General features: G+C 38.7%; 19 protein-coding genes and 1 tRNA gene. 18 read left to right on the plus strand and 2 right to left on the minus strand.

From position 1 onward, the window contains the following. The first annotated feature begins 54 nt into the window (after nucleotides 1–54). The 5 genes from GVV22_RS01325 to pip all read left to right on the plus strand — a co-directional run bounded on the left by GVV22_RS01325 (nucleotide 55) and on the right by pip (nucleotide 4,075). Nucleotides 55–645, plus strand: a complete 591-nt coding sequence (locus GVV22_RS01325) for a nuclease-related domain-containing protein (RefSeq protein WP_159648409.1) — start codon at nucleotides 55–57, stop codon at nucleotides 643–645. A 156-nt stretch (nucleotides 646–801) separates the two neighbouring features. Next, the gene (locus GVV22_RS01330) at nucleotides 802–1,701 is read left to right on the plus strand and encodes an ABC transporter substrate-binding protein (protein ID WP_159648410.1); all 900 of its coding nucleotides are present in this window, start codon (nucleotides 802–804) and stop codon (nucleotides 1,699–1,701) included. Beyond that, entirely contained in the window at nucleotides 1,698–2,396 is a 699-nt protein-coding gene (locus GVV22_RS01335; protein ID WP_159648411.1) for an ABC transporter ATP-binding protein, read from the plus strand. Before GVV22_RS01330 ends, GVV22_RS01335 begins: the two co-directional genes overlap by 4 nt. Continuing rightward, the gene (locus GVV22_RS01340) at nucleotides 2,380–3,111 is read left to right on the plus strand and encodes an ABC transporter permease (protein ID WP_159648412.1); all 732 of its coding nucleotides are present in this window, start codon (nucleotides 2,380–2,382) and stop codon (nucleotides 3,109–3,111) included. Before GVV22_RS01335 ends, GVV22_RS01340 begins: the two co-directional genes overlap by 17 nt. Before the next feature lie 49 nt (nucleotides 3,112–3,160). Beyond that, the gene (gene pip / locus GVV22_RS01345) at nucleotides 3,161–4,075 is read left to right on the plus strand and encodes a prolyl aminopeptidase (protein ID WP_159648413.1); all 915 of its coding nucleotides are present in this window, start codon (nucleotides 3,161–3,163) and stop codon (nucleotides 4,073–4,075) included. A gap of 47 nt (nucleotides 4,076–4,122) precedes the next feature. On the opposite strand, the gene GVV22_RS01350 is transcribed toward pip, so the two are convergent. Continuing rightward, on the minus strand, nucleotides 4,123–5,115 hold the full coding sequence (locus tag GVV22_RS01350) for a YeiH family protein (RefSeq protein ID WP_159648414.1): 993 nt from the start codon (nucleotides 5,113–5,115) through the stop codon (nucleotides 4,123–4,125). Between the two features lie 182 nt (nucleotides 5,116–5,297). Here GVV22_RS01350 and GVV22_RS01355 point away from each other — a divergent pair, with 182 nt between their 5' ends. The 5 genes from GVV22_RS01355 to GVV22_RS01375 are packed head-to-tail and all read left to right on the plus strand — an operon-like array spanning nucleotide 5,298 to nucleotide 10,009. Then, entirely contained in the window at nucleotides 5,298–6,185 is an 888-nt protein-coding gene (locus GVV22_RS01355; protein WP_159648415.1) for a helix-turn-helix transcriptional regulator, read from the plus strand. Then, on the plus strand, nucleotides 6,182–7,264 hold the full coding sequence (locus GVV22_RS01360) for a Gfo/Idh/MocA family protein (RefSeq protein WP_236261898.1): 1,083 nt from the start codon (nucleotides 6,182–6,184) through the stop codon (nucleotides 7,262–7,264). Before GVV22_RS01355 ends, GVV22_RS01360 begins: the two co-directional genes overlap by 4 nt. Next, nucleotides 7,261–8,229: a sugar phosphate isomerase/epimerase family protein gene (locus GVV22_RS01365; protein ID WP_159648416.1), complete on the plus strand. Its 969-nt coding sequence runs from the start codon at nucleotides 7,261–7,263 to the stop codon at nucleotides 8,227–8,229. The genes GVV22_RS01360 and GVV22_RS01365 overlap by 4 nt, the downstream gene beginning before the upstream one ends. Continuing rightward, complete coding sequence (locus GVV22_RS01370) at nucleotides 8,229–8,939, plus strand: ThuA domain-containing protein (RefSeq protein ID WP_159648417.1); 711 nt, start codon at nucleotides 8,229–8,231, stop codon at nucleotides 8,937–8,939. Before GVV22_RS01365 ends, GVV22_RS01370 begins: the two co-directional genes overlap by 1 nt. A gap of 20 nt (nucleotides 8,940–8,959) precedes the next feature. Then, nucleotides 8,960–10,009: a Gfo/Idh/MocA family protein gene (locus GVV22_RS01375; protein ID WP_159648418.1), complete on the plus strand. Its 1,050-nt coding sequence runs from the start codon at nucleotides 8,960–8,962 to the stop codon at nucleotides 10,007–10,009. A gap of 44 nt (nucleotides 10,010–10,053) precedes the next feature. Here the strand turns inward: GVV22_RS01375 and GVV22_RS01380 are convergent, their stop codons facing one another. Next, nucleotides 10,054–10,722: a YoaK family protein gene (locus GVV22_RS01380; RefSeq protein ID WP_159648419.1), complete on the minus strand. Its 669-nt coding sequence runs from the start codon at nucleotides 10,720–10,722 to the stop codon at nucleotides 10,054–10,056. Between the two features lie 191 nt (nucleotides 10,723–10,913). Between GVV22_RS01380 and GVV22_RS01385 the strand changes: the two genes are divergently transcribed. The 8 genes from GVV22_RS01385 (at nucleotide 10,914) to GVV22_RS01420 (ending at nucleotide 20,762) form a co-directional block, all read left to right on the plus strand. Continuing rightward, a tRNA-Arg gene (locus GVV22_RS01385) sits at nucleotides 10,914–10,990 on the plus strand. Between the two features lie 151 nt (nucleotides 10,991–11,141). Then, nucleotides 11,142–12,506, plus strand: coding sequence for a branched-chain amino acid transport system II carrier protein (brnQ, locus tag GVV22_RS01390; RefSeq protein ID WP_159648420.1), 1,365 nt, complete (start codon nucleotides 11,142–11,144; stop codon nucleotides 12,504–12,506). Nucleotides 12,507–12,852: 346 nt separating this feature from the next. Continuing rightward, entirely contained in the window at nucleotides 12,853–14,370 is a 1,518-nt protein-coding gene (locus GVV22_RS01395) for an FGGY family carbohydrate kinase (RefSeq protein WP_159648421.1), read from the plus strand. Between the two features lie 71 nt (nucleotides 14,371–14,441). Beyond that, the gene (locus tag GVV22_RS01400) at nucleotides 14,442–14,966 is read left to right on the plus strand and encodes a DAK2 domain-containing protein (protein ID WP_159648422.1); all 525 of its coding nucleotides are present in this window, start codon (nucleotides 14,442–14,444) and stop codon (nucleotides 14,964–14,966) included. 141 nt (nucleotides 14,967–15,107) lie between these two features. Beyond that, nucleotides 15,108–15,434, plus strand: a complete 327-nt coding sequence (locus tag GVV22_RS01405; RefSeq protein ID WP_159648423.1) for a hypothetical protein — start codon at nucleotides 15,108–15,110, stop codon at nucleotides 15,432–15,434. Nucleotides 15,435–15,584: 150 nt separating this feature from the next. Further along, nucleotides 15,585–16,709 (plus strand): exonuclease SbcCD subunit D, encoded by a 1,125-nt coding sequence (locus GVV22_RS01410; protein WP_159648424.1) that lies wholly within the window; start codon nucleotides 15,585–15,587, stop codon nucleotides 16,707–16,709. Next, nucleotides 16,706–19,780: an AAA family ATPase gene (locus GVV22_RS01415; RefSeq protein ID WP_159648425.1), complete on the plus strand. Its 3,075-nt coding sequence runs from the start codon at nucleotides 16,706–16,708 to the stop codon at nucleotides 19,778–19,780. The genes GVV22_RS01410 and GVV22_RS01415 overlap by 4 nt, the downstream gene beginning before the upstream one ends. Before the next feature lie 10 nt (nucleotides 19,781–19,790). Further along, entirely contained in the window at nucleotides 19,791–20,762 is a 972-nt protein-coding gene (locus GVV22_RS01420; protein ID WP_159648426.1) for a nucleoid-associated protein, read from the plus strand. Nucleotides 20,763–20,789: the final 27 nt, after the last annotated feature.

Here is a 20,789-nt window from a genome sequence, read left to right on the forward strand (position 1 = left end):
TCTTGTGACCATTTAATCTATAATAAAGAAACAAACCTAATATCGGAGCCAACTATGACAAACTTTCTACGTAATCTAAAATATAAAATACTTTATAAAAAGCATAAAGATTCCAGCATCCGTGCTGAATATGCTGTTTTTGCTGAAGTCCAGCGCATTTTTTCTGGAGCTACATTTATGCGAACGTATGTTCCCATCGCAAAAGATCGGGGAATCCGAGAAATTGATGTTTTATCGATTTCTAAATTTGGTGTATATATCTTCGAAGTGAAGCATTATGCAGGGGCAATACAAGGGGAAAAAGATGCTTCTTCATGGAATCGTCGATACCAAAGCGGTACGATTACACAATTTCGAAATCCACAAATTCAAAATGGCTATCATCGTGATGCGTTACGGCAATTTTTCCATCTGAATACAGTTGAGTCCTTTATTGTTTTTACCCATCCCCAAAGCACACTGGAAACCGATGCGTGTAACACCGTCTTGCTGAAAAATCTACCGAAAGTACTCACAAAACGGAAACGTATTTTAGGTCGAAGAGACATGCTACGAATGAAACGTTCTTTAATAAAATATAATCGTATGTCATGGATACGTCAGTATCAACATCGCCGTTATGTTAAATCGATGAAACAGAAATAAGGAAGTTAACTTTGTGAGGATTACTTCGCATTTCGCCAAGACGTCGTCAAAACAAAACGAACTAAATTTTATTGGTATTAGAAATCGTTGCTGATATGGCATAAAGGCTTTATATTTGTGTGATTTCGCGTAAACTAAAAGGGAAAGAAGGAATTTATGAAAAAAACAGTCATTTTAGGAGTTATTGTAGCTTTCGCAATCGTTCTAGGAGGATGCAGTGCGAAAAAACAAGAAACTGTAGTTTTAAACTTGGGAATGATGCCGGCAGTTGACGCTGCACCCATTCTTTATGCTCAAGAAAAAGGAATCTTCGATGGATTAAATTTAGAAGTTAATGTTGATATCTATCAGAATGCCATGGAACGCCAAAGTGCGCTTCAAAGCCACCACATTGATGCTGCGCTAACGGACGTTATTGCATTGATGCAAAATGTTAATGCAGGTTTTGATATGAAAATCACCCTGTCTACAGATACCAGTTTTTTACTTGTGACCAAAGACCCTAATCGTTTGGATGTTGAGCACTTAAAAGCAGCATTGATGGAAGTGAGTGTGACAAACTATTTGACAGATCAAGCGTTAGGTGGCAAAAACGTTGAGAAGATATACATCAATGATATTCCTGCACGATTAGAGATGATTGGTTCGGGCAATGTTGATGTTGCGGTTATACCAGAACCCGTGGCATCCATGGGAGTTTTGAATGGTCTTACGAAAACAGAAATAGAACTTAATGATAGTTTCAGCCCCAATGTCATTGTATTTACTGATAAAGCAATTGCGGAGAAACACGATGCGATTCAAGCATTTCATCAAGGATATAATCAAGCTGTGACTGCAATGGCAAATGATGAGGCAGGCGTACGATCTATCTTAGTTAAACGTCTCGGGTTAAAACCTGAGATTGAACAAGACATTGTATTGCCACAGTATCAAGTCGTTCGCGTACCTTCTAAAGAATATTTAGAGAGACTTGCGTCATGGAGTCAAAACGTGCTAGATACAGTTGCAACGGTGGATTATGACAGCATGGTAGATGCTCAGTTTGTCCAATGATTACAATTCAAAAATTGAATTACGCCTATAATCAAGAACGTGTGCTTAAAAATATAAATCTTCAAGTGGCGTATGGGGAAGCAATTGTATTGCTTGGAAAATCCGGGTGTGGGAAGACAACACTTCTAAATTTAATAGGACATATTGTAAAAACAGATGAGGGATCGATAGAAGTTACAGCACAGCGCCCTGCAATGATATTTCAAAATTTTGGGTTAATGCCATGGTTGACTGTGAAACAAAACATCATGTTAGCGATGCGTGCTTATCCGAATAGAAACATTGAGACAGAAGTCCAACAACAAAGTAATGACTTAGGAATTCAAGCGTATATTGATCGCTATCCTAGTCAGCTTTCGGGAGGGCAAAAACAACGGGTTGCGATTGCCCGAGCACTCAGTATCCATCCTGATTTATTACTGGTGGACGAGGCAACATCATCTCTGGATACACAACATGCAGAAACAATCCAAGCAATCCTCAAATCATTACAAAAAAACATGACTCAAATCATTGTAACGCATAATATCGAGGAAGCAATTTTCCTTGGTAAACGGATTTTAATTATGGATCAGGGAGAAATTGTGTACGAGTTTGATAACCCAATTTATGATTTAGAAGATGCCCGTCAGGATATTCGTTTCTATGAAGTCTGTCTAGAATTGCGAGGTTTATTTGATGCGAAAACACGTTAAGTATATTTTTGCTTCGGGATTGTTTATCTATGCAGTGGCGTGGCTCTTTCACGTCATATTTCAAACAACATTGTTTCCCAATCCGAACACAATTATCATGATATCGATGCGGGATTTCCATAAATTTGTTCCTCATCTTCTGGTGAGTGGCTATCGAATTCTAATCAGTATGAGTATCGCATTGATTTTAGGTGTATTAATTGGTCTTCTAATGGGTGTTGTACCATCGGTTAAGAAGATTCTTAATCCGTTAGTCTATACGTTGTATCCAATTCCTAAAATTGCTTTTTTACCAGTTTTTATGCTTCTATTTGGCATTAAAGACTTTTCTAAGATTTTATTAATTGTAACTATTATCATTTTTCAGTTTATTATTGCGACAGTGGATGCAGTTGAAGCGATTGATAATGACATTCTTAAAGCTGCAAAAATTATGAAATTACCGAAAAGCAGCATGATTAAGAGCGTATACTTATCTGCTATACTTCCCAATATTCTGACTGCATGCAGAAATGCATTTGGAATGAGCATTGCGGTTCTATTCTTTGCAGAGAACTACGCGACAACTTATGGTATGGGGTATACCATCATGAATTCGTGGATGATGGTTCAATATAAAGATATGTACGCCGGTATTCTTTTGCTCAGTATTTTTGGTTTACTCGTTTTTATTCTTATTGATTATCTTGAAATGCGCTTAATTCGTTGGCGATAAGGTGTATTAGTCTAAGAATGTGCTACAATAATTTTATTAAGGAGAATTTATGGAACCAACACAATTTATTACAACTGAGGATGGTCACGAATTAGCAGTTTATATAAAGGGAAACCCTGAGAAACCTGCAGTCATCTTTCTGCATGGTGGTCCAGGTGGACGAGTGACAGAGGCTTCATTTTCGTTTTTTGATTTAAATGAGTGGTTTGTTATCGCGTTTGATCAACGGGGTTGTGGGAACTCAAAACCGTTCGCAACATTAGAAAACAATACACCTCAAGCAGGTGTAGCGGATATCGCGCACATTGCACATACTTTGGGGATATCAAAATGGACAGTATTTGGCGGTAGTTATGGTTCAACCCTTGCATTGCTCTATGCAATTGCATATCCAGATGCGGTAAAAGCATTGGTTTTAAGAGGGATTTTCTTAGGTCGTGAAGAAGATGTCGCATGGTTATATCAAGAGGGTGCTTCATATTTCTACCCAATAGAACACGAAGGGTTTAAAAAGATGATTGAGCCCTCAAAACGTCAGGACCTTGTGAGTGCCTACTATGAAATATTCACTGGAGACGATGTTGACCTAAAACGGAGTGCTGCTTTTGCCTGGTCCCGATGGGAAGGCTCTCTGGTACGTCTTATACCAGATCTTTCTGTACAAACTGACCCCATCACTGATGCAGATATTAGCCTTGCGACATTAGAATGTCACTTTTTCGCAAATAAAATGTTTTGGAACGATGACAATACAATTCTAAATCACAGTGCGCAGATTGCACACATTCCAACCTATATTGTTCATGGTCGGTATGATGTGGATTGTCGAGTGAGTGCCGCTTATGAGCTTCACGAGGCTTTATCGGGAAGTGAGCTACACATTGTTGAGGCTGCTGGGCACAGTCCTTATGATGTACCAATGCATGATCGTCTAACAACAATTATGGCACAACTTCAATACTAAAAACACACACCTTGTTTTGGAGCAAGGTGTGTGTTTTTGTTATTAATTTAAAGAAGGATAGCAATCAGTGCAGAAGCTGCAAGGATTTGAAAAATACCAATTGCGACTGTTAGCAGGATCAATTGACGACCGCTTTGGATAAGAACACGTATATTTAGACGCAGTCCGATAGCTGCAAGTGCAGAAACTTCTAAAAAGGTGCTGACATTACTGAGCGGTTGTGCAATTTCGCTTGGGACCAGTGCCATTGAATTTAAAATACATACGACGATAAATCCAAGAATATACCATGGAACAAATTGTGAGAATTTGCGTTCAACTTTTTGGGAATTCGATGGTGCATTTTCACCAACAACAAAGCCCCAAAGTAAAACCACAAAGACAAGCATTAAGACTCGAATTATTTTGAAAATCATAGCATATTCGAAGACAGGCTTGCTAATACTGCTTGCAGCACCGGCTACTTGTCCAACGGATTGAATCGTTCCTCCAAGAAGTGCACCAATTTGTGTATCAGTGGTAAAAAGGGTTGTCGCAATGATTGGTAAACCCAACATTAAGATAGTTCCCAATAGATTGGTAATCGTAATTGAAGAACCTTTATCATCACGTGAAGCCTGAATGCTTGGGGCTACAGACGCAATTGCGCTTGAACCACAGACTGCATTCCCACTTGCCATAAGAATGGCGAAGTTCTTACTGAAGCCCATTTTCTGTGCTAAAAAGTAAACAAATGCTAATGTCAATGCCATCAAGATTACAACAAAGAGAAATGCATTAATCCCAAGATCAATCAAGGTCTGTGTTGTTACTGAGAGGCCAAGCAATACAATTGACACCTCTAAGAAACGTTTTTCAGTAAAACCTGTTCCGCGCTCCCATATATTTTGTTTAAACAACGTGTTACCCAAAGCGATACCCAGTAGGATGGCAAGTGTTGCTGCTCCAATTTTAGGAATAAACTGGGCGCCTAAATATGCGAGTCCGCAGATGACAATTGAGAGGCCAATTCCCATGCCATAATCTTTAATTGTTTTCATATGTTACTCCAATCTCTTACGTAAAATTATAAACCTATTTCTTTGAGATACAACCACAATCACATGGATTTCCAATTTTGGCACTTTGCCTAAAAAAGTCAATATATAAGACAAATGTGTAACGAAGCGTGATGTATCCGCTTACTTAGTGGTGTATGATAAACATAGAAGTGAGGGATAGCATGATTAAATATTTAGAACGTCCAATCTTTGAACATGACCTGCCGGTTATGTATTATCGTCATGAAGGCCGTGTCTTAACTGCGCCACATTGGCATCAAGAAATTGAACTCATTTATGTTCAAGAAGGAATCCTTAACTTAGGTGTCGAAGAACACGTCTTTACCCTAGAAAAAGGAGATATTTATATCGTTAATAGTGGAATAAGCCATTATTTTTTGAGCTCACCAGGAAGCGTCCGTTTGGTAGTGCAAATTGATACAACGTTTTTCACCCACGAAACATCTGCCAGTGACCTCGTTAAACAATTGAACTTAATTGAACCCTATAGTATTCATTGGAATCAAACGATTCGCGAACAAATTTATCATTTTATTGCCACAATTGGGCATGAAATCGGATCTAAAGATATCGCATATCGCTTCCGCATTCAAGAATTACTCTACGGATTTTATGTTAATACATTTCGAAACTTTCCATTAAAACGAAGTAGCTCAGATATATTGGCGCCAAGTATTAAGAATCAAGATGTTTTGGATAAATTAAATCGTGTTTATCGTTACATCGAGACCCATTATGACCATGATATTTCTCTCGAACGTGTTTCGGATCATATTGGTTATAATAGTTATTACTTTACGCGATTTTTTAAGAAGCATACCGGTCAAACTTTTGTAGAATTTCTGAATGAATTCCGAATCAATCTCGCTAAATGGTATTTAGTTACAACAGACTGGAGTATTTCTGAGGTTGCATTTGAATCGGGATTTCAAAGTGTTAAGACCTTTCATAGTGTGTTTCGCAAACATGTAATGGATAGTCCCTTACAGTATCGAAAAAACATTCAAGATCGTGTCGAAGAATCGGCAATCAAAAGGAGCGAATTATGATTAAAATAGGTATTATTGGTTGTGGCGGTATTGCTTTTGGGAAGCATTTACCCAATCTAAACTTGCTGGATGATGTGGAACTTGTCGCATTTTGTGATCTAGATGTCGAGCGAGCGACTAAAGCAAAAGACGAATATGGTACACCGGATGCACGCGTATACACCGATTATTTAGAGTTATTGGCGGAACCATTGGATGTTGTTCATGTTTTAACACCAAACAACACCCATGCAACCATCACAATTGCAGCACTGGATCACAAAAAGCATGTCATGTGTGAGAAGCCGATGGCCAAATATGCATCTGAGGCTCGTGAAATGATTGCTGCAGCGAAGCGTAATGATAAGAAATTAACCGTCGGTTATCAGAATCGTTTCCGCAGTGATTCCATGTTCTTAAAAAAGATTGCACAAGAAAATCAATTGGGACATATCTATCTGGGGAAAGCCAAAGCAATCCGTCGCCGCGCTGTTCCAACTTGGGGTGTGTTCTTAGATGAGGAAGCTCAAGGAGGCGGACCGCTGATCGACATTGGAACGCATGCTCTTGATTTAACGTTGTGGACGATGAATAATTATAAGCCAAAGTATGCGGTCGGAACAACTTATCATGAACTAAGTCAAACACCCGATGCGGCGAATGCGTGGGGATCATGGGATCCAACCCAATTTACCGTCGAGGATTCGGCATTTGGCTTCGTTGTAATGGAGAATGGCGCAACTATTATCCTAGAATCGAGTTGGGCTTTAAACACATTAGATGTTGGTGAGGCAAAAACATCGCTTTATGGGACCAAGATGGGTGCAGATATGGAACAGGGATTACGACTCAACGGTGAGGAACACGGAGCCCTTTATCAAAAAAATATAGATTTCGAAATCGGGGGCGTTGACTTCTACGACAGTAAAGGAACAGAGCCGGGATATCTTGAAGCGCGGGCATGGATTGATGCTATCACTATGGATACACCACCGGTCGTTGATCCGTATGAGGCGTTGATTGTTACTGAAATACTTGAAGCCATCTATACATCAGCAAGCACAGGAAAGCCTGTATATTTTGAGGAGGACACACAATGAAATTAGGCGTATTTACACCACTTTTTGCAAATCTATCATTAGATGAACTGCTGATTCGCGCTCAGCAAGCTGGATTAAGTGTGCTAGAAATAGGAAGTGGTGGTAATCCAGGAAGTCATCACTGTCCTGTTAACCATCTTTTAGAAAGTGAAAAGGCACGTCAAGATTATCTTCAAAAGTTTGCGGACCACGACATCACAATTAGTGCACTGAGTTGCCATAACAATCCACTTTCGCCAAATCGAGAAGAGGCAGAATTGGCCGATAAAACACTTCGTAATACTTTGCAACTCGCACATCTTCTAGGCGTTCCTGTTGTGAACACATTTTCAGGAATTCCAGGGGACAGTGAAACTGCAACCTATCCAAACTGGCCTACATTATCATGGCCCACTGAATATCAGAAAATATATAATTGGCAATGGGAAACGAAAGTAATTCCGTATTGGAAAGACATTGCGCAATTAGCCGAATCCTTAGACGTTAAAATAGGTATTGAAATGCACGGCGGATTTTCAGTGCACAGTCCCTATACGGCATTGAAGCTTCGCCATGCAACATCTGAATACATTGGTGTAAACTTTGATCCATCACACATGTGGTGGCAAGGCATTGATCCAGTGGCGGCGATTAAAATACTCGGTCGAGAATCTGCCATTGTCCATTTCCATGCCAAAGACATTTATATGGATCAAGATAACATAAACATGTATGGTGTTACAGATATGCAACCGTATGGTGATGTTACGACACGAGCTTGGACATTTAGAAGTGTCGGATGTGGTCACGATTTGAAAATTTGGTCAGATATGATGAGTCATTTACGGATTTATGGTTATGATGGTGCAATAAGCATTGAACATGAGGATCCACTCATGTCAATTGAAGAAGGGTTTGCACGTGCCGTTAAGAATACCAAGGCAGTCATGATACATGATGCATCTGCTGAAATGTGGTGGGTCTAATGAATATCACAATTTATAATGAATTTATACATGAACAAACACATGATACTGTAAAAGCAGTGTATCCTGAGGGTATACATGCGGTGCTTGCAGAAATTCTTGGATACGAAGACGACACGATTTCAGTGGTCACACTCGAAAATCACGATACAGATGCATCTCGAGAAATCTTGAAAAATACTGATGTGTTGTTGTGGTGGGGACATTTGGCACACGATAAAGTCTCAGATGATATCGTGAAAATGCTTCAAAATCAAGTTTTAAATGGTATGGGACTTGTTGTGTTGCACTCGGGGCACATGTCGAAGCTGTTTATGCGACTCATGGGAACGAGCTGTGATTTGAAATGGCGTGAAGCAGGGGAAAAGGAACGATTATGGGTTCTTGATCCAATTCACCCTATAATGCGTGGAATTCCTGAATATATTGAGTTGGAAAATGAAGAAATGTATGGTGAATTCTTTGATATTCCCAAACCTGATGATGTTTTAATGGTATCATGGTTTACAGGGGGCGAAGTTTTCCGAAGTGCATGCACATTTACACGCGGGCATGGCAAAATTTTCTATTTTAGACCCGGTCATGAAACCTACCCAACGTATTATGATCCCAATATTCAATCAATTATACGAAATGGGGTCAAATGGGTAACACCCACACCCAAAATTCACCGTGCATTCGGAAACCGACAAGCACTCGAAGTAATCTAACACAGGAGAGATAGTGTACAATGTTAAATTTAGTAATTATTGGCTATGGTGGCATGGGACGTCATCATGCAAAAGATTTAATTTCTCAAACACGACATGTTCAATGTGTCGGTGCCTATGATACGGACCCAGATAACCTTGAGAAGGCAGGGTTGGATGGATTTATTATGTACCAAACTTTTGAAACAGTCCTTGATGATGATGGCGTTGATGCAATTCTTATTGCAACACCGAACGATTATCATGAGTATATTGCGATTCAAGCACTGCAAGCGGGGAAACACGTTATTTGTGAGAAACCTGTTACATTAACCGCAGCTTCCTTAGAACGAATCATGGTTGTTGCTAAGGCGATGGAGCGCACATTTATGGTTCACCAAAATCGTCGTTGGGATGATGATTACTTAATCATTCGAAATATTTATGAAAACCAAGAGATTGGTGATGTCTTTCATATTGAATCACGAATTCATGGCGGCAATGGCATTCCAGGTGACTGGCGTTGTGAAGCAGTCCATGGTGGCGGAATGGTCTATGATTGGGGTGTTCATGTCTTTGATCAACTTCTCATGATGATTAAGAGCCCAGTTATTTCAGTTTCTAGCGATTTATCGTTTGTTTTGGGTCATGATTCTGATGATGGATTTGTAACTCAACTTATTTTTGAAAATGGCATTCGAGCGCATATCGAGGTTGCAACAACTAACTTCATTACTTTACCACGGTGGTATGTCAAAGGGTTAACGGGAACTGCGGTCATCCATGACTGGAATCGAAATGGTGAAATGGTACGATTGCGCGCTAATGTTGATCATGTACCACCAAAACCAATTCGTGCGGGTGCAGGGTTCACAAAAACGATGGCACCGCTTCGTGAAGCGTCATTAGAGCGAAAGCCACTCCCTGAACCGTTGACATTGGATACAACGTTTTACGATAACTTTGCGGCAGTTGTGGCGGGGACTGCAACGCCATACGTTGCGAATGAGGAAGTCATGCGCGTGATGGTGCTTCTCGAAACAGTATTCGAAGCCTTTGAAACGCAACAAACGATTCACACCCATATATAAAATAAAAGTCACATTCGAGAATGTGACTTTTTAAGTGTTCAAATTTATAATTTTGGATTGAGTGAGGTTTCAATGCTATCGAAGTGTGCGCGAACATAAAGCACCAATGTCATGATGAAGATAATCGGGAAGATTAAGGAGAAGAAATCATCGACGACCCAAAGACTGAGAGATCCACATACTGCACCACTTAGAAACGCTATCCATGTCGATGCAATAATAAGAACATCGATGCCTGATTTTTCCTTGCGAGTCCATTGTGCAAGCGTTGTGCCAATTGCATAAAGGACCCCAGTCATATAACCCTTACCCAAGATTAATCCATTAATTGCGAATTGTAGCCGGTTTTGCATTCCCATCGCAAAGGTGAGCAACAGAAAGCTTGGGAGCGAATCATGTACTGAATCCATGACAAGCGACAAACTAAGTAAGACACATTCGATAAGCATGATCTGGATCATACCTAAAGCATCTAATGTAGGAACGAGAATGTTCGCAATATAGACACCAAATATAAAGAATGTAAGTGCCCCTGTATAGAAGACGACTTCTTTAACAGGGCCGTTTGCGATATGAATTCCCAGTCGTGCACTATTTCCACTCATGAATGAGATGAACATGTCTCCGAATTCAAAAATACCTAAGACACTAATAAATGCAGCGATAAATGATAAAGCAGTTAATACAATAAATATATGTTTGTTATTTTTCATGATAAACCTCTTATTTCCAATAGTAGCGAAATCAGAAAATGAATGCAAGAATTTTGTAGCGCATGTATGGAAGGTAAGAACAGATTTCGTTTCATGTATTAGCGACTAAATTTTGTAAAAAAACAAGTAATTGGCTGAAATGGGTTGCACTCTTAGGGTGTTGGTGGTATTATAACTAAGCCTTAAGTGATGCGCTCGTAGCTCAACTGGATAGAGCACTTGATTACGGCTCAAGAGGTTATGGGTTCAACTCCTGTCGAGCGCGCCAATAAGTTCATTCAAACAACATGAAAATGTTGTTTTTTTTGTCTGTGCATGTATTTTTGATGCATTAAGGACCAATTATGAAAGTATATTCAGAAATTGCTTGAAAGCATGTTACATGTACGATAAGATAATGAAAATTAAAGGAGATTCTTATGAAGCAAACAGTATTAACACGGATGAAATCACGCATCGTTCTCGCATCGCTCTTATTTGGTTTATTTTTTGGAGCAGGAAACCTGATTTTTCCAGTTAATATTGGCCAATTATCGGGTTCAAATATTGCCCAATCAAGTTTTGGTTTCATACTCACTGCGGTGGGCTTGGCAAGTCTAGGCGTAATTGTTTGTGGGCGATCAAAAGCAGATAGCCTAGAAGATATGCTACAGCCATATGGAAGGCAATATGCTCGCATGTTTACCATTTTGCTACTCCTAACAATCGGACCAATGTTCGCGTTACCTCGAACAGCAACAGTGCCCTATGAGGTTGCGATTAAAGCACTCATGCCACAGGCTAACCATCAATTAGGTATGCTTGTTTACTCGTTTATATTTTTTGGCGGTGCGTTATTAATTGCAATTAAACCCTCTAAAATTGAGGTTTGGGTTGCAAAGATCATTAATCCACTTTTTCTAATTTTTCTAGCAGTTTTCTTTATCATGTTTATGATTAATCCATTAGGAAGTGCATCAAACACGCTACCTACAGGAACCTATGAATCCTCCGCATTTCTAACAGGATTTCAAATGGGCTATCAAACCATGGACGTTCTTGCGGCGCTATCGTTTGGGTTTGTTATCGTACAATCAACGAAAGAAAACCACCCAGAATCACAATCATCACTCGTCAAAGATGTTGTATATGCTTCTTTGATTTCTGGTGGAGCGATGATTTTTATTTACACAATGCTTCTGTTCATTGGATCGTCATCTTTAAATGTTTTACCTGTCGCTTCGAATGGTGGTATTGCATTAGGGCAATTATTTCATTACTATTTTGGGCGTGCTGGACTGATATTTTTTGGAATTACAATTACGTTTGCATGTATTACCACAGCCGTCGGTCTTATAACGAGTTGTGCTCGTTACTTTTCCTCGATTATCCCAAAAGTATCCTACGAATTTATGGCTGTTGTGATTGGTAGTGCTGGCTTCTTAGTTTCTAATGTGGGGCTTGAAGCAATCATTCAGCTATCGATTCCAGTGCTAAATTTTATTTATCCTTTAGCGATCATGCATGTCATCATGGGCTTGGTTTTCGCAAAGTTATTAGATAAAAAACGTGTGATTAATGTCATGCTTGGGATAATGATTGTGGTAGCTATATTTGAAACAATGATGCAATTGCCGTTTCTTGCAAATCAAGAATTGCTAAGACCATTATTCACCGCATATCAGACATATGTTCCGTTAGCGTCAATTGGGTTAGGGTGGTTAAATTTTATGATTACAGGACTTTGTATTGGGTATTGGGTTCAAAACATCTCAAATCGCAATACTAGACCAAACATTACATAACACTTTAAACAAAAAATAGAACTAATATTAGACTATTGGCTAATTTAAGCGGTTTGAATCATAGAAAGAAATGAATAAAAATAAAGTTATGGGTGCGCAAGCATCCTTTTTGTTGCATGATTTTATAGATATGAGGATCAAAAACGATCTAAAATTGTAGTTTTTTATAAATGTGATAGTTTTGTAAAGTTTATGTGAATGAACCATCTGTCACAAACAATTGCTTAATTTATGATACTATAAGGCAACAGGAAAGCGCTACCATCGGTATTGGTAAGCACACATAATACTTTGATGAAACCTTCTGAACAAATTACCTTATCGTATTAATATAAAAAGGAGATTTATGGAACGAAACATTGTTGTATTACATCATGAACTCACATATTCACGGGCGGTTGTTGTTAATCAAAACAAAGAGATTGTGGCAACTGCGTCTGTTGAAATATCACCAATCTATTCTCATTTGCATCGGGTCGAACTCAGTCCAGAAGAGATCTGGGAATCACATATGCAAGCGATAACGGATGTTTTGACTCAAGGCATTGATGTAAAGTCTATTGAGGCAATTGGAATCGCAAATCAAAGAGAAACCATGCTTGTTTGGGACAAAAATACAGGAGTACCAATATACAACGCAATTGTTTCATCCGATGACGCAACATCACACGTTTTCTTACATCGACTTGGCAAAAACAACTTGAAAGACATTTACGAGTCAACAGGTTTATCTACTGACAGTCTTTATGCTGCATCAAAGATTAAATGGATATTGGATAATGTTCCAGGATCTCGTCTTCGTGCTGAAAAAGGAGAGTTATTGTTTGGTACTGTTGACACATGGCTAGTCTATAAGCTAACACATAAAAAAATACATGTAACTGATGTTACGAATGCAGCCCGCACTATGCTATTTAACATTACATCACTTACATGGGACAATGTATTGCTTCAATTATTTGATATTCCACGTAAAATGCTTCCAAATGTCAAAAATAGTTCAGGTATGTATGGATATGCCACGATCCAAAACACGTCGATTCCAATTACTGGAATCATGGGTAACGATCAAGCTGCTTTACTTGGGCAAACATTTTTAGAACCGAGTAGCAGTTATACATATAACTCAGGGAATTCCCTAATCATGAATACAGGATTAAAGCAAATTCGCAGCAATCATGGTTTAAATACAACTATAGCGATGGGTATCAACAACCAAGTTCACTATGCATTAGAAGGAAGTACCGTCCCAGACACCGTTGTTAATCATTGGCTACATCAAGATTTGGGTATTATTCAAAAAACTGATGATCTAGAATTTTTTGCCACAAGAGTCGAAGATACGCTCGGTATTTATGTTATTCCCAAACAAGCCTACGCGCCACGGATTGGTCATAATCGACCAGTGCGAGGAAATATATTGGGATTAACCCGTGCATCAAAACGAGAGCATATTATTCGTGCAGCACTCGAATCAATTGCATATCAGTCCTATGATATTATGCAAGGAATGGAAACTGATTGGGGTGGTGCCTTGACAACGCTAAATGTTAGTTCAAAAATGACAAATAATAATTTTCTTATGCAATTTATGGCAAATCTGACAGGCACGAAAATTAGATGCATTGATCAAGATACAGCCATTGCTGTCGGTGTGGCTTTCTTAGCGGGTTTTGCTACTGGGTTGTTTGGTATTGATCAATGCGCACAAAATCAACTTGTGACGAACACAGAATGGCACCCTAAAATATCTTTTGAAACGCGCAAAGTGATGATAAATGGATGGCATCAAGCTGTTGTAAGGTCCGCTGGTATAACACGTAGAAGTCAAGGTGCAACAGAACATGATTCAGTTGTGGTATAAGGGGGTTTATGTATCTCAAAATGATGCGTTATGCATTTGGTAATATTCAATTTAGAAAGGTGTAAAATATAATGAAATTAGAGCAGTACGAATTATGGATCAAAGAATTTAATTCATTGATTCAAGAAAACGAAGAACTTTTAAATCACTACGATACAATGAGCGGTGATGGTGATCATGGCACTAATGTCGTACAGGGCTCAAGGGCTGTTTTAGAAATGATGGATCGGCGTCCATATTCCGATCCTTCGCAATTTATGAAGCAAGTCGGGTTGACCTTGCTAGCGAAGTTAGATGGAGCGTGTGGTCCCTTGTATGGGGCAGCATTTAATGCTATGGCGTTGCATACTTTTGATCCTTCAAATGAGATGTTTCACTCAGGATATGAGGCGATCGCGAAACGTGGACAGACACCTCGTGACCATCCGATGCTTAAAGTGTGGGGGCACTTTGCGAACAGAGATATTTTAGAGACCGCGATTCCTAAGCAACATGAATTTGTGGAACAAATCACTACAATTGCGAATTCAACAGATCCAGGGGCAATTTCATCATACTTGTTGTTTCAAGCCTGGCTTAATGTGTTCGGTGAGTAAGTCATTTTAAATTGATGAGAAAGAGAAATGATACAGTCGTTTCTCTTTTTGTGTGACAATATTGTAAGTCAGATGTTCTGGAATTCGATGGGAGTTAAGCCTAATAATGCGTAAGATAGGAGTAGATAAAGGAGAACCGGTATGACCAAAAATTTCAAAAGAATTTTGATAGTTACAGTTGTTTTCATAGGTGTCGCGTTCTTACTGAAAGATCAATTCAAAAAAGACTATCGCACGGCATATGGATTGACTGAACACGCTGAAATCTCTCAACTTGCAAATGGTAATTTTAAATATCAATTGGAGGTCGAAAGCTCTGATGGTGTTAAAAGAATTATTAGTTTCGAATCAAAAGGACAAATTGATCGTCATAGTTATCTCAAAGTAGAAACTGTGGATGATACTTTAGCACAGTGGTCTTTGGTTGAAGCACATCAAGTACCGCGACGTATTCGAACCCAACAATAAAGAAAGCATAGAAAGCTAATTGCTTTCTTTTTTTTTGACCTCAATTTAGCTAAAGATGATGAAATAGCAAAACTATACGACACTTCGCTGTTATTCCTTTGAGAACGATTAAAACATTGATACAATAAAGATATTAAATCGAGGTGAACCATGAAATTTTTACATTGTGCTGATTTACATATAGGAAGACGCTTAATGCAAGTTTCCTTAATCGAAGATCAAAAATATATCTTACGTCAAATACTGGATATTGCGAAGAGTCATCATGTTGATGCACTCATTATCGCCGGAGATGTGTATGATAAAAACAGTCCAAGTGAAGAGGCTTTTTCTTTATGGGATTGGTTTCTTGTTGAATTAGCCAGTCATCAGTTGGAAACGATTGTGATATCTGGAAATCACGATTCTAATGATCGATTAGGGGTTGGAAAGCGCCTCTTAGAGAGATCGAATATTCACGTTATTACACACCTAACCACTACGATTAATCCCATAACAATTGCTAATGTCGATTTCTATCCAATTCCATTTATTAAACCGGTCTATGTTGCGAATCTTTATGAAGACTTTAAAAGTTCAAATTACCAAGAAGCGTATCAATTTGTTCTTGATCGTCTTAAGCTCAAAAAAAATCGTAAAAACGTCATAATAGGTCATCAATTCTTTGTGAGTAGTAGTAGTGAACCTGAAATAGCTCAATCAGAAACAGGACTAACCCTGGGTGGTCTCGATGCGATTAATACTACGATTCTTGAAGCGTTTGATTATGTGGCATTGGGGCATATTCACCGGCCACAACGAATTGGTAGTGATACAATTCGATATGCAGGTGCAATTCTTAAGTATGCATTTGAGGAGGCACAACAACGAAAGTCAGTAACCTTAGTAACTGTCGATGATACTGTTGTTTATGATCAAATACCTCTTAAACCACTTCGTGATGTTCGTGTAATCAAAGGGCCAATTGATGAACTCATAAAGATTGGTGAAGCCAAAACTTCGCAAGACTATATCCATGCGATTATTACGGATGAAACCGTTGTTCATAATGCAATTACACGACTTCAACGTGTTTATCCAAACACATTAACCTTAGAAGTTCAAAATCAGCTAAGCACACATAATGGCTCATTACAACGGGCTGAAGAAGTAGTTTCAAAAAAACCGTTAGAGCTTGTTCATGATTTTTTTGAACAACAGACAGGTCGTGATTTGAATGATGCGGAACAGCACTTAGTAGTTTCTATTTTAGATGAGATTGGAGATGCGTCATGAAGCCCAAAAAATTAATAATGAGCGCCTTCGGCCCATATGCAGAACAGACAACAGTAGATTTCTCAAAATTTAAGAATGGTCTCTATGTTATATCTGGAGATACTGGTGCTGGCAAAACAACGATATTTGACGCTATTTCCTATGCATTGTATGAAGATGCGAGTGGGTCAATGCGCCAGCGTGATACCTTACGAAGTGACTATGCGTCAGCAGAGATAGAAACCGCGGTAATTTTGGAGTTTGAACATTTTAACGAAACGTATACGATTCGTCGAACACCACGATACGAACGTCCTAAACTAAGAGGAGAAGGAACAACCACTCAAGAGCCGACAGTTCTTTTGACAATGCCAGATGGTACACAATTCGATAGCATCAGTGATGTCAAAAACAGGATTGAAAGCCTGTTAGGTATGGATGCAGCACAATTTAAACAAATTGTTATGATTGCTCAAGGAGAGTTTTTATCGTTACTCACTGCAAGCAGTTCCGAACGAAGTAAAATTTTCCGAAAAATTTTTAGTACGCAACTTTATGATACCGTACAGAGAAAATTGAAGGAACAATCTCTTCTTGTTCGACGAGAGTTGGATAGCATCCAAAAACTAGCACATGATCAAATGATGCGTATCAAAGGTTTTGATGCTTCAGATATGGATAGTTTTAATCTTCAAACGGTGCTAAGTCAATTAAGTCAATATATTGCTGCTACTCAATCAGAAATCAAAGACCTTGAGCAATGTGCGAAGCGATTAGAAACAGAAGCAATTGGGTTACAAGACAGCTTAACACGAATTAATACTCAAGAAGCACTAACACAACAAATTGATGCACTAACGAAACGTCATGAAACGCTCCAACATCAACGCGCGCAGATTCTTCAGCAAGAAAAGGACCTAGTACAGTACGATACAATGGTTGCTGCAGTCGATCCAATCGTCAAATCGTATCAAGAAACGACGGACATCTCACAAAATTTAAGCAACGAGTACCAAAATCTTCTTAACCAAGAAATGATTATAGATGAGAAGATAAGGACATTAGAAGAACAAAAAAATGAAATGGATGCTCACCGCACCATGATTCAAAATCAATCCTATGCAATGAAAGAATTAGAACAATTGATGCCAAAATATGAAGCACTTAGAACCCTTCAAACAAACCTCGATAAACAGCAACTTGCATTAACTCAGCTTCTTGTTTCATATGACCAAACAAACTTGAAGAGCTCGAAAATACAAAAGCGTTTAGAGGAAGTTGCACTTGCCGAAGCTGAAATTGTGAATCAACAAAATTTGCTAATTAAAGCGCACGATACCCAACAAGCATTGAATACTCAAAAACAACATATTGAATCAGTGCTTGAAAAGATTCGCATCAACATGCAACTCAAAGCTTCATTCGCTGCCAAACAGCAAGTGGTTCAAGACGTTGAACAAGAATTAAAGATGCAAAATAAAGTAACCATGGATGTTCAAAAGACATTCTTTATGAATCAAGCCGGAATCATCGCTAAAGACCTACAAGATGGTGAACCATGTCCTGTTTGTGGATCTCTAGAGCACCCACACATTGCCGAATTTCATGATGCTTTAGTGACTCAAGAAACGGTTGAAGACGCCCTTAAAGTTCGTCAAAGTAAAGAAACTGTATTCCAAAAGCATCTTGCGGAGTTGGGGGATTTGAAGACGCGACGTGATGATTCTGAATCAAGCCTTGTCCAAATTCCGGACTATGATACATTCAATGATTCATTGTTAGAAGCTCTTATTGCGCAAATCAACGATCAATCTACTACAATTAATACACTAAAAAGTAAAATTTCGACCTATCAAACGAAGATAGCGAATAAGCAACAACTTCTTGATGACAAAAAAATACTGGATCATACGCTTGAAACGTTAGCGCTGCAAATTCAGTCTGAAAGAACAGAAGAAACGACGCTTAAAACTGAACTTTTAGCAATTAAAAGCAGTCTATCTTTCGATACATTAAATGAAGCGCAAACACATCTAAAAACGCTCAAGGAAGCGAAACATGGTCTTGAATCTCTTGTAGACGTCTATGATGCTGCGGTCACAAAAACTCAAAATGATCGACTCGTGCTTCAAACTACCATGAAACACAATGTTGACCAAAAACAACAAACAGATAAAGCGTTAGAAAAGCTTAACGTGTCGTTAAATCAATTACTGAGAGAGTATCACCTTGATAGTTTGGCAACATACAAAGACCAGCTAATGAGTGAAGCTGCTTACAAACAGGAACAAATGCTAATTCAAAACTATAAACAAAATAGTCGGGATGTCGAAACAGAACTGAAGGCATTACGATCGCAAGTTAATCCAATTGCAGACGGGTCAAAACCAGCAATTTTAGAAGCACTTAACGAGAATAAGACTCACCGTGAGACCAACCAACAACAACGGAATATTTCCATGCGAGCATATCTAATGCATGATGAAATACATAACAATCTTCAAAAGTTATATCAACAAAGCAAAGCAAACCTGAACGAATATCAAACGGTGTCCGATTTAGCGCGAGTCATGAATGGTGAACTTCATGGACGGGATAAAATTACGCTTGAAAATTATATTCAAAGCGCCTATTTTGAATATATTATTCACGAGGCGAATAAGCGTTTTAAGATTATGACTGCTCAACGATATGAACTCGTTCGTCAAGAAATAGCAAGCAATAAGCGCGAAAAATCAGGGTTAGACCTTGATGTCATGGACTATTGGACAGGGAAACGTCGTAGCGTAAAATCGTTATCCGGTGGCGAATCATTTAAAGCATCGTTATCAATGGCCCTGGGGCTTTCAGATGTAATACAAAATAGTTCGGGTGTTGTAAGTGTGGAAGCGATGTTTATCGATGAGGGTTTCGGAACACTGGATGATAAGTCACTTCAATCAGCTGTCGATGCATTACAAAACTTGGCATCAAACGATCGCCTCGTCGGTATAATTTCACATGTTTCTGAACTTAAAGAGCGTATTCCGCAACAAATTGTTATAATGAAGACTGATAAAGGCAGTAAACTGCGTCAAATCACAGTAGAATAATGGGGTAACTATGGATATTAATAAAGCAATCATTCATACATTGGATGATGATCTTAAATCAATGATTTTGTCACAACAACCGCTGAACTTAAACAATCAGCATGCAATTGAAAACTACTTACTTAAACTTGTGAAAGGGATGCAAAACAGCACGTCTACGACACGGGCAACAATTGGCGATCGCAGTCCATTTAAAGCATTAATTGGCACTCAATTTCCATTCTTGGAAACCACTCAAGATTTAGCGCGCCAATGGTTTGAACAGTACATCCAAAACATGGACTATACGAGTAACAATCTTGTATTTGTACTTGCTGATTTAGGAGAATCTGTTGGGTTTGGAATGTTTGAACTTCTAAGCAAAGACGGTGTCATCAAAATCACGCAAAATGTGCAAGGAGTTGAAAATGCATTGGTATACAATCATGCAATTATGCCAAGTGGATTCGCAAGTGTTCAAGCAGGGTTCTTAATCGATCTAACATCTGGCGATACCCGAGTAAAGGCAGTGCCAGCGAATCGTGATGCCATTGAAACTTTTTTAGATACGACCTTGATTGCCAATTCTAAACAGTCATTTCAAGTTGTTGATACCTTGATTCAATCGATTTCTGATCAGCGTGATGTTGACCGATTACCGAATACAATCAAAGCGCGACAAATTATTACAGATAACGTCGAGCTGTATGATGAGATTGAGCCCGAGCAAATCTTAAAGGAAATTTTTGAGGATATTGACGAACATGAAGCATCGCTGATTCATAACGCTTTTGAAGCAAATAACGTTACAGACCTCATTAATTTGAAACTCATGAATAAAACGGCAACGATAAAAAAACACCGTATTCGAACAGAATCAGGTATCGAAATTATCCTACCACTTGATATTTTGGATGTTCAAAACATAATTGATATTAAAACCGACATCAATGGACGGGTCTCAATCGAGCTGAAAGATATCGGAAAAATTGTTGAAGAATAACAAAAACATCATAATATTTGCATTCAT

The sequence above is a fragment of the Erysipelothrix aquatica genome (assembly GCF_009828825.1).
In the GTDB taxonomy this organism is placed as follows: Bacteria; Bacillota_I; Bacilli_A; order Erysipelotrichales; family Erysipelotrichaceae; genus Erysipelothrix; species Erysipelothrix aquatica_A.

Excerpts from the sequence above, each read along its gene's own strand:
- GVV22_RS01325 (WP_159648409.1), top strand. The coding sequence starts at position 55 with ATGACAAACTTTCTACGTAATCTAAAATATAAAATACTTTATAAAAAG.
- GVV22_RS01330 (WP_159648410.1), top strand. The coding sequence starts at position 802 with ATGAAAAAAACAGTCATTTTAGGAGTTATTGTAGCTTTCGCAATCGTT.
- GVV22_RS01335 (WP_159648411.1), top strand. The coding sequence starts at position 1,698 with ATGATTACAATTCAAAAATTGAATTACGCCTATAATCAAGAACGTGTG.
- GVV22_RS01340 (WP_159648412.1), top strand. The coding sequence starts at position 2,380 with ATGCGAAAACACGTTAAGTATATTTTTGCTTCGGGATTGTTTATCTAT.
- pip (WP_159648413.1), top strand. The coding sequence starts at position 3,161 with ATGGAACCAACACAATTTATTACAACTGAGGATGGTCACGAATTAGCA.
- GVV22_RS01350 (WP_159648414.1), bottom strand. The coding sequence starts at position 5,115 with ATGAAAACAATTAAAGATTATGGCATGGGAATTGGCCTCTCAATTGTC.
- GVV22_RS01355 (WP_159648415.1), top strand. The coding sequence starts at position 5,298 with ATGATTAAATATTTAGAACGTCCAATCTTTGAACATGACCTGCCGGTT.
- GVV22_RS01360 (WP_236261898.1), top strand. The coding sequence starts at position 6,182 with ATGATTAAAATAGGTATTATTGGTTGTGGCGGTATTGCTTTTGGGAAG.
- GVV22_RS01365 (WP_159648416.1), top strand. The coding sequence starts at position 7,261 with ATGAAATTAGGCGTATTTACACCACTTTTTGCAAATCTATCATTAGAT.
- GVV22_RS01370 (WP_159648417.1), top strand. The coding sequence starts at position 8,229 with ATGAATATCACAATTTATAATGAATTTATACATGAACAAACACATGAT.
- GVV22_RS01375 (WP_159648418.1), top strand. The coding sequence starts at position 8,960 with ATGTTAAATTTAGTAATTATTGGCTATGGTGGCATGGGACGTCATCAT.
- GVV22_RS01380 (WP_159648419.1), bottom strand. The coding sequence starts at position 10,722 with ATGAAAAATAACAAACATATATTTATTGTATTAACTGCTTTATCATTT.
- brnQ (WP_159648420.1), top strand. The coding sequence starts at position 11,142 with ATGAAGCAAACAGTATTAACACGGATGAAATCACGCATCGTTCTCGCA.
- GVV22_RS01395 (WP_159648421.1), top strand. The coding sequence starts at position 12,853 with ATGGAACGAAACATTGTTGTATTACATCATGAACTCACATATTCACGG.
- GVV22_RS01400 (WP_159648422.1), top strand. The coding sequence starts at position 14,442 with ATGAAATTAGAGCAGTACGAATTATGGATCAAAGAATTTAATTCATTG.
- GVV22_RS01405 (WP_159648423.1), top strand. The coding sequence starts at position 15,108 with ATGACCAAAAATTTCAAAAGAATTTTGATAGTTACAGTTGTTTTCATA.
- GVV22_RS01410 (WP_159648424.1), top strand. The coding sequence starts at position 15,585 with ATGAAATTTTTACATTGTGCTGATTTACATATAGGAAGACGCTTAATG.
- GVV22_RS01415 (WP_159648425.1), top strand. The coding sequence starts at position 16,706 with ATGAAGCCCAAAAAATTAATAATGAGCGCCTTCGGCCCATATGCAGAA.
- GVV22_RS01420 (WP_159648426.1), top strand. The coding sequence starts at position 19,791 with ATGGATATTAATAAAGCAATCATTCATACATTGGATGATGATCTTAAA.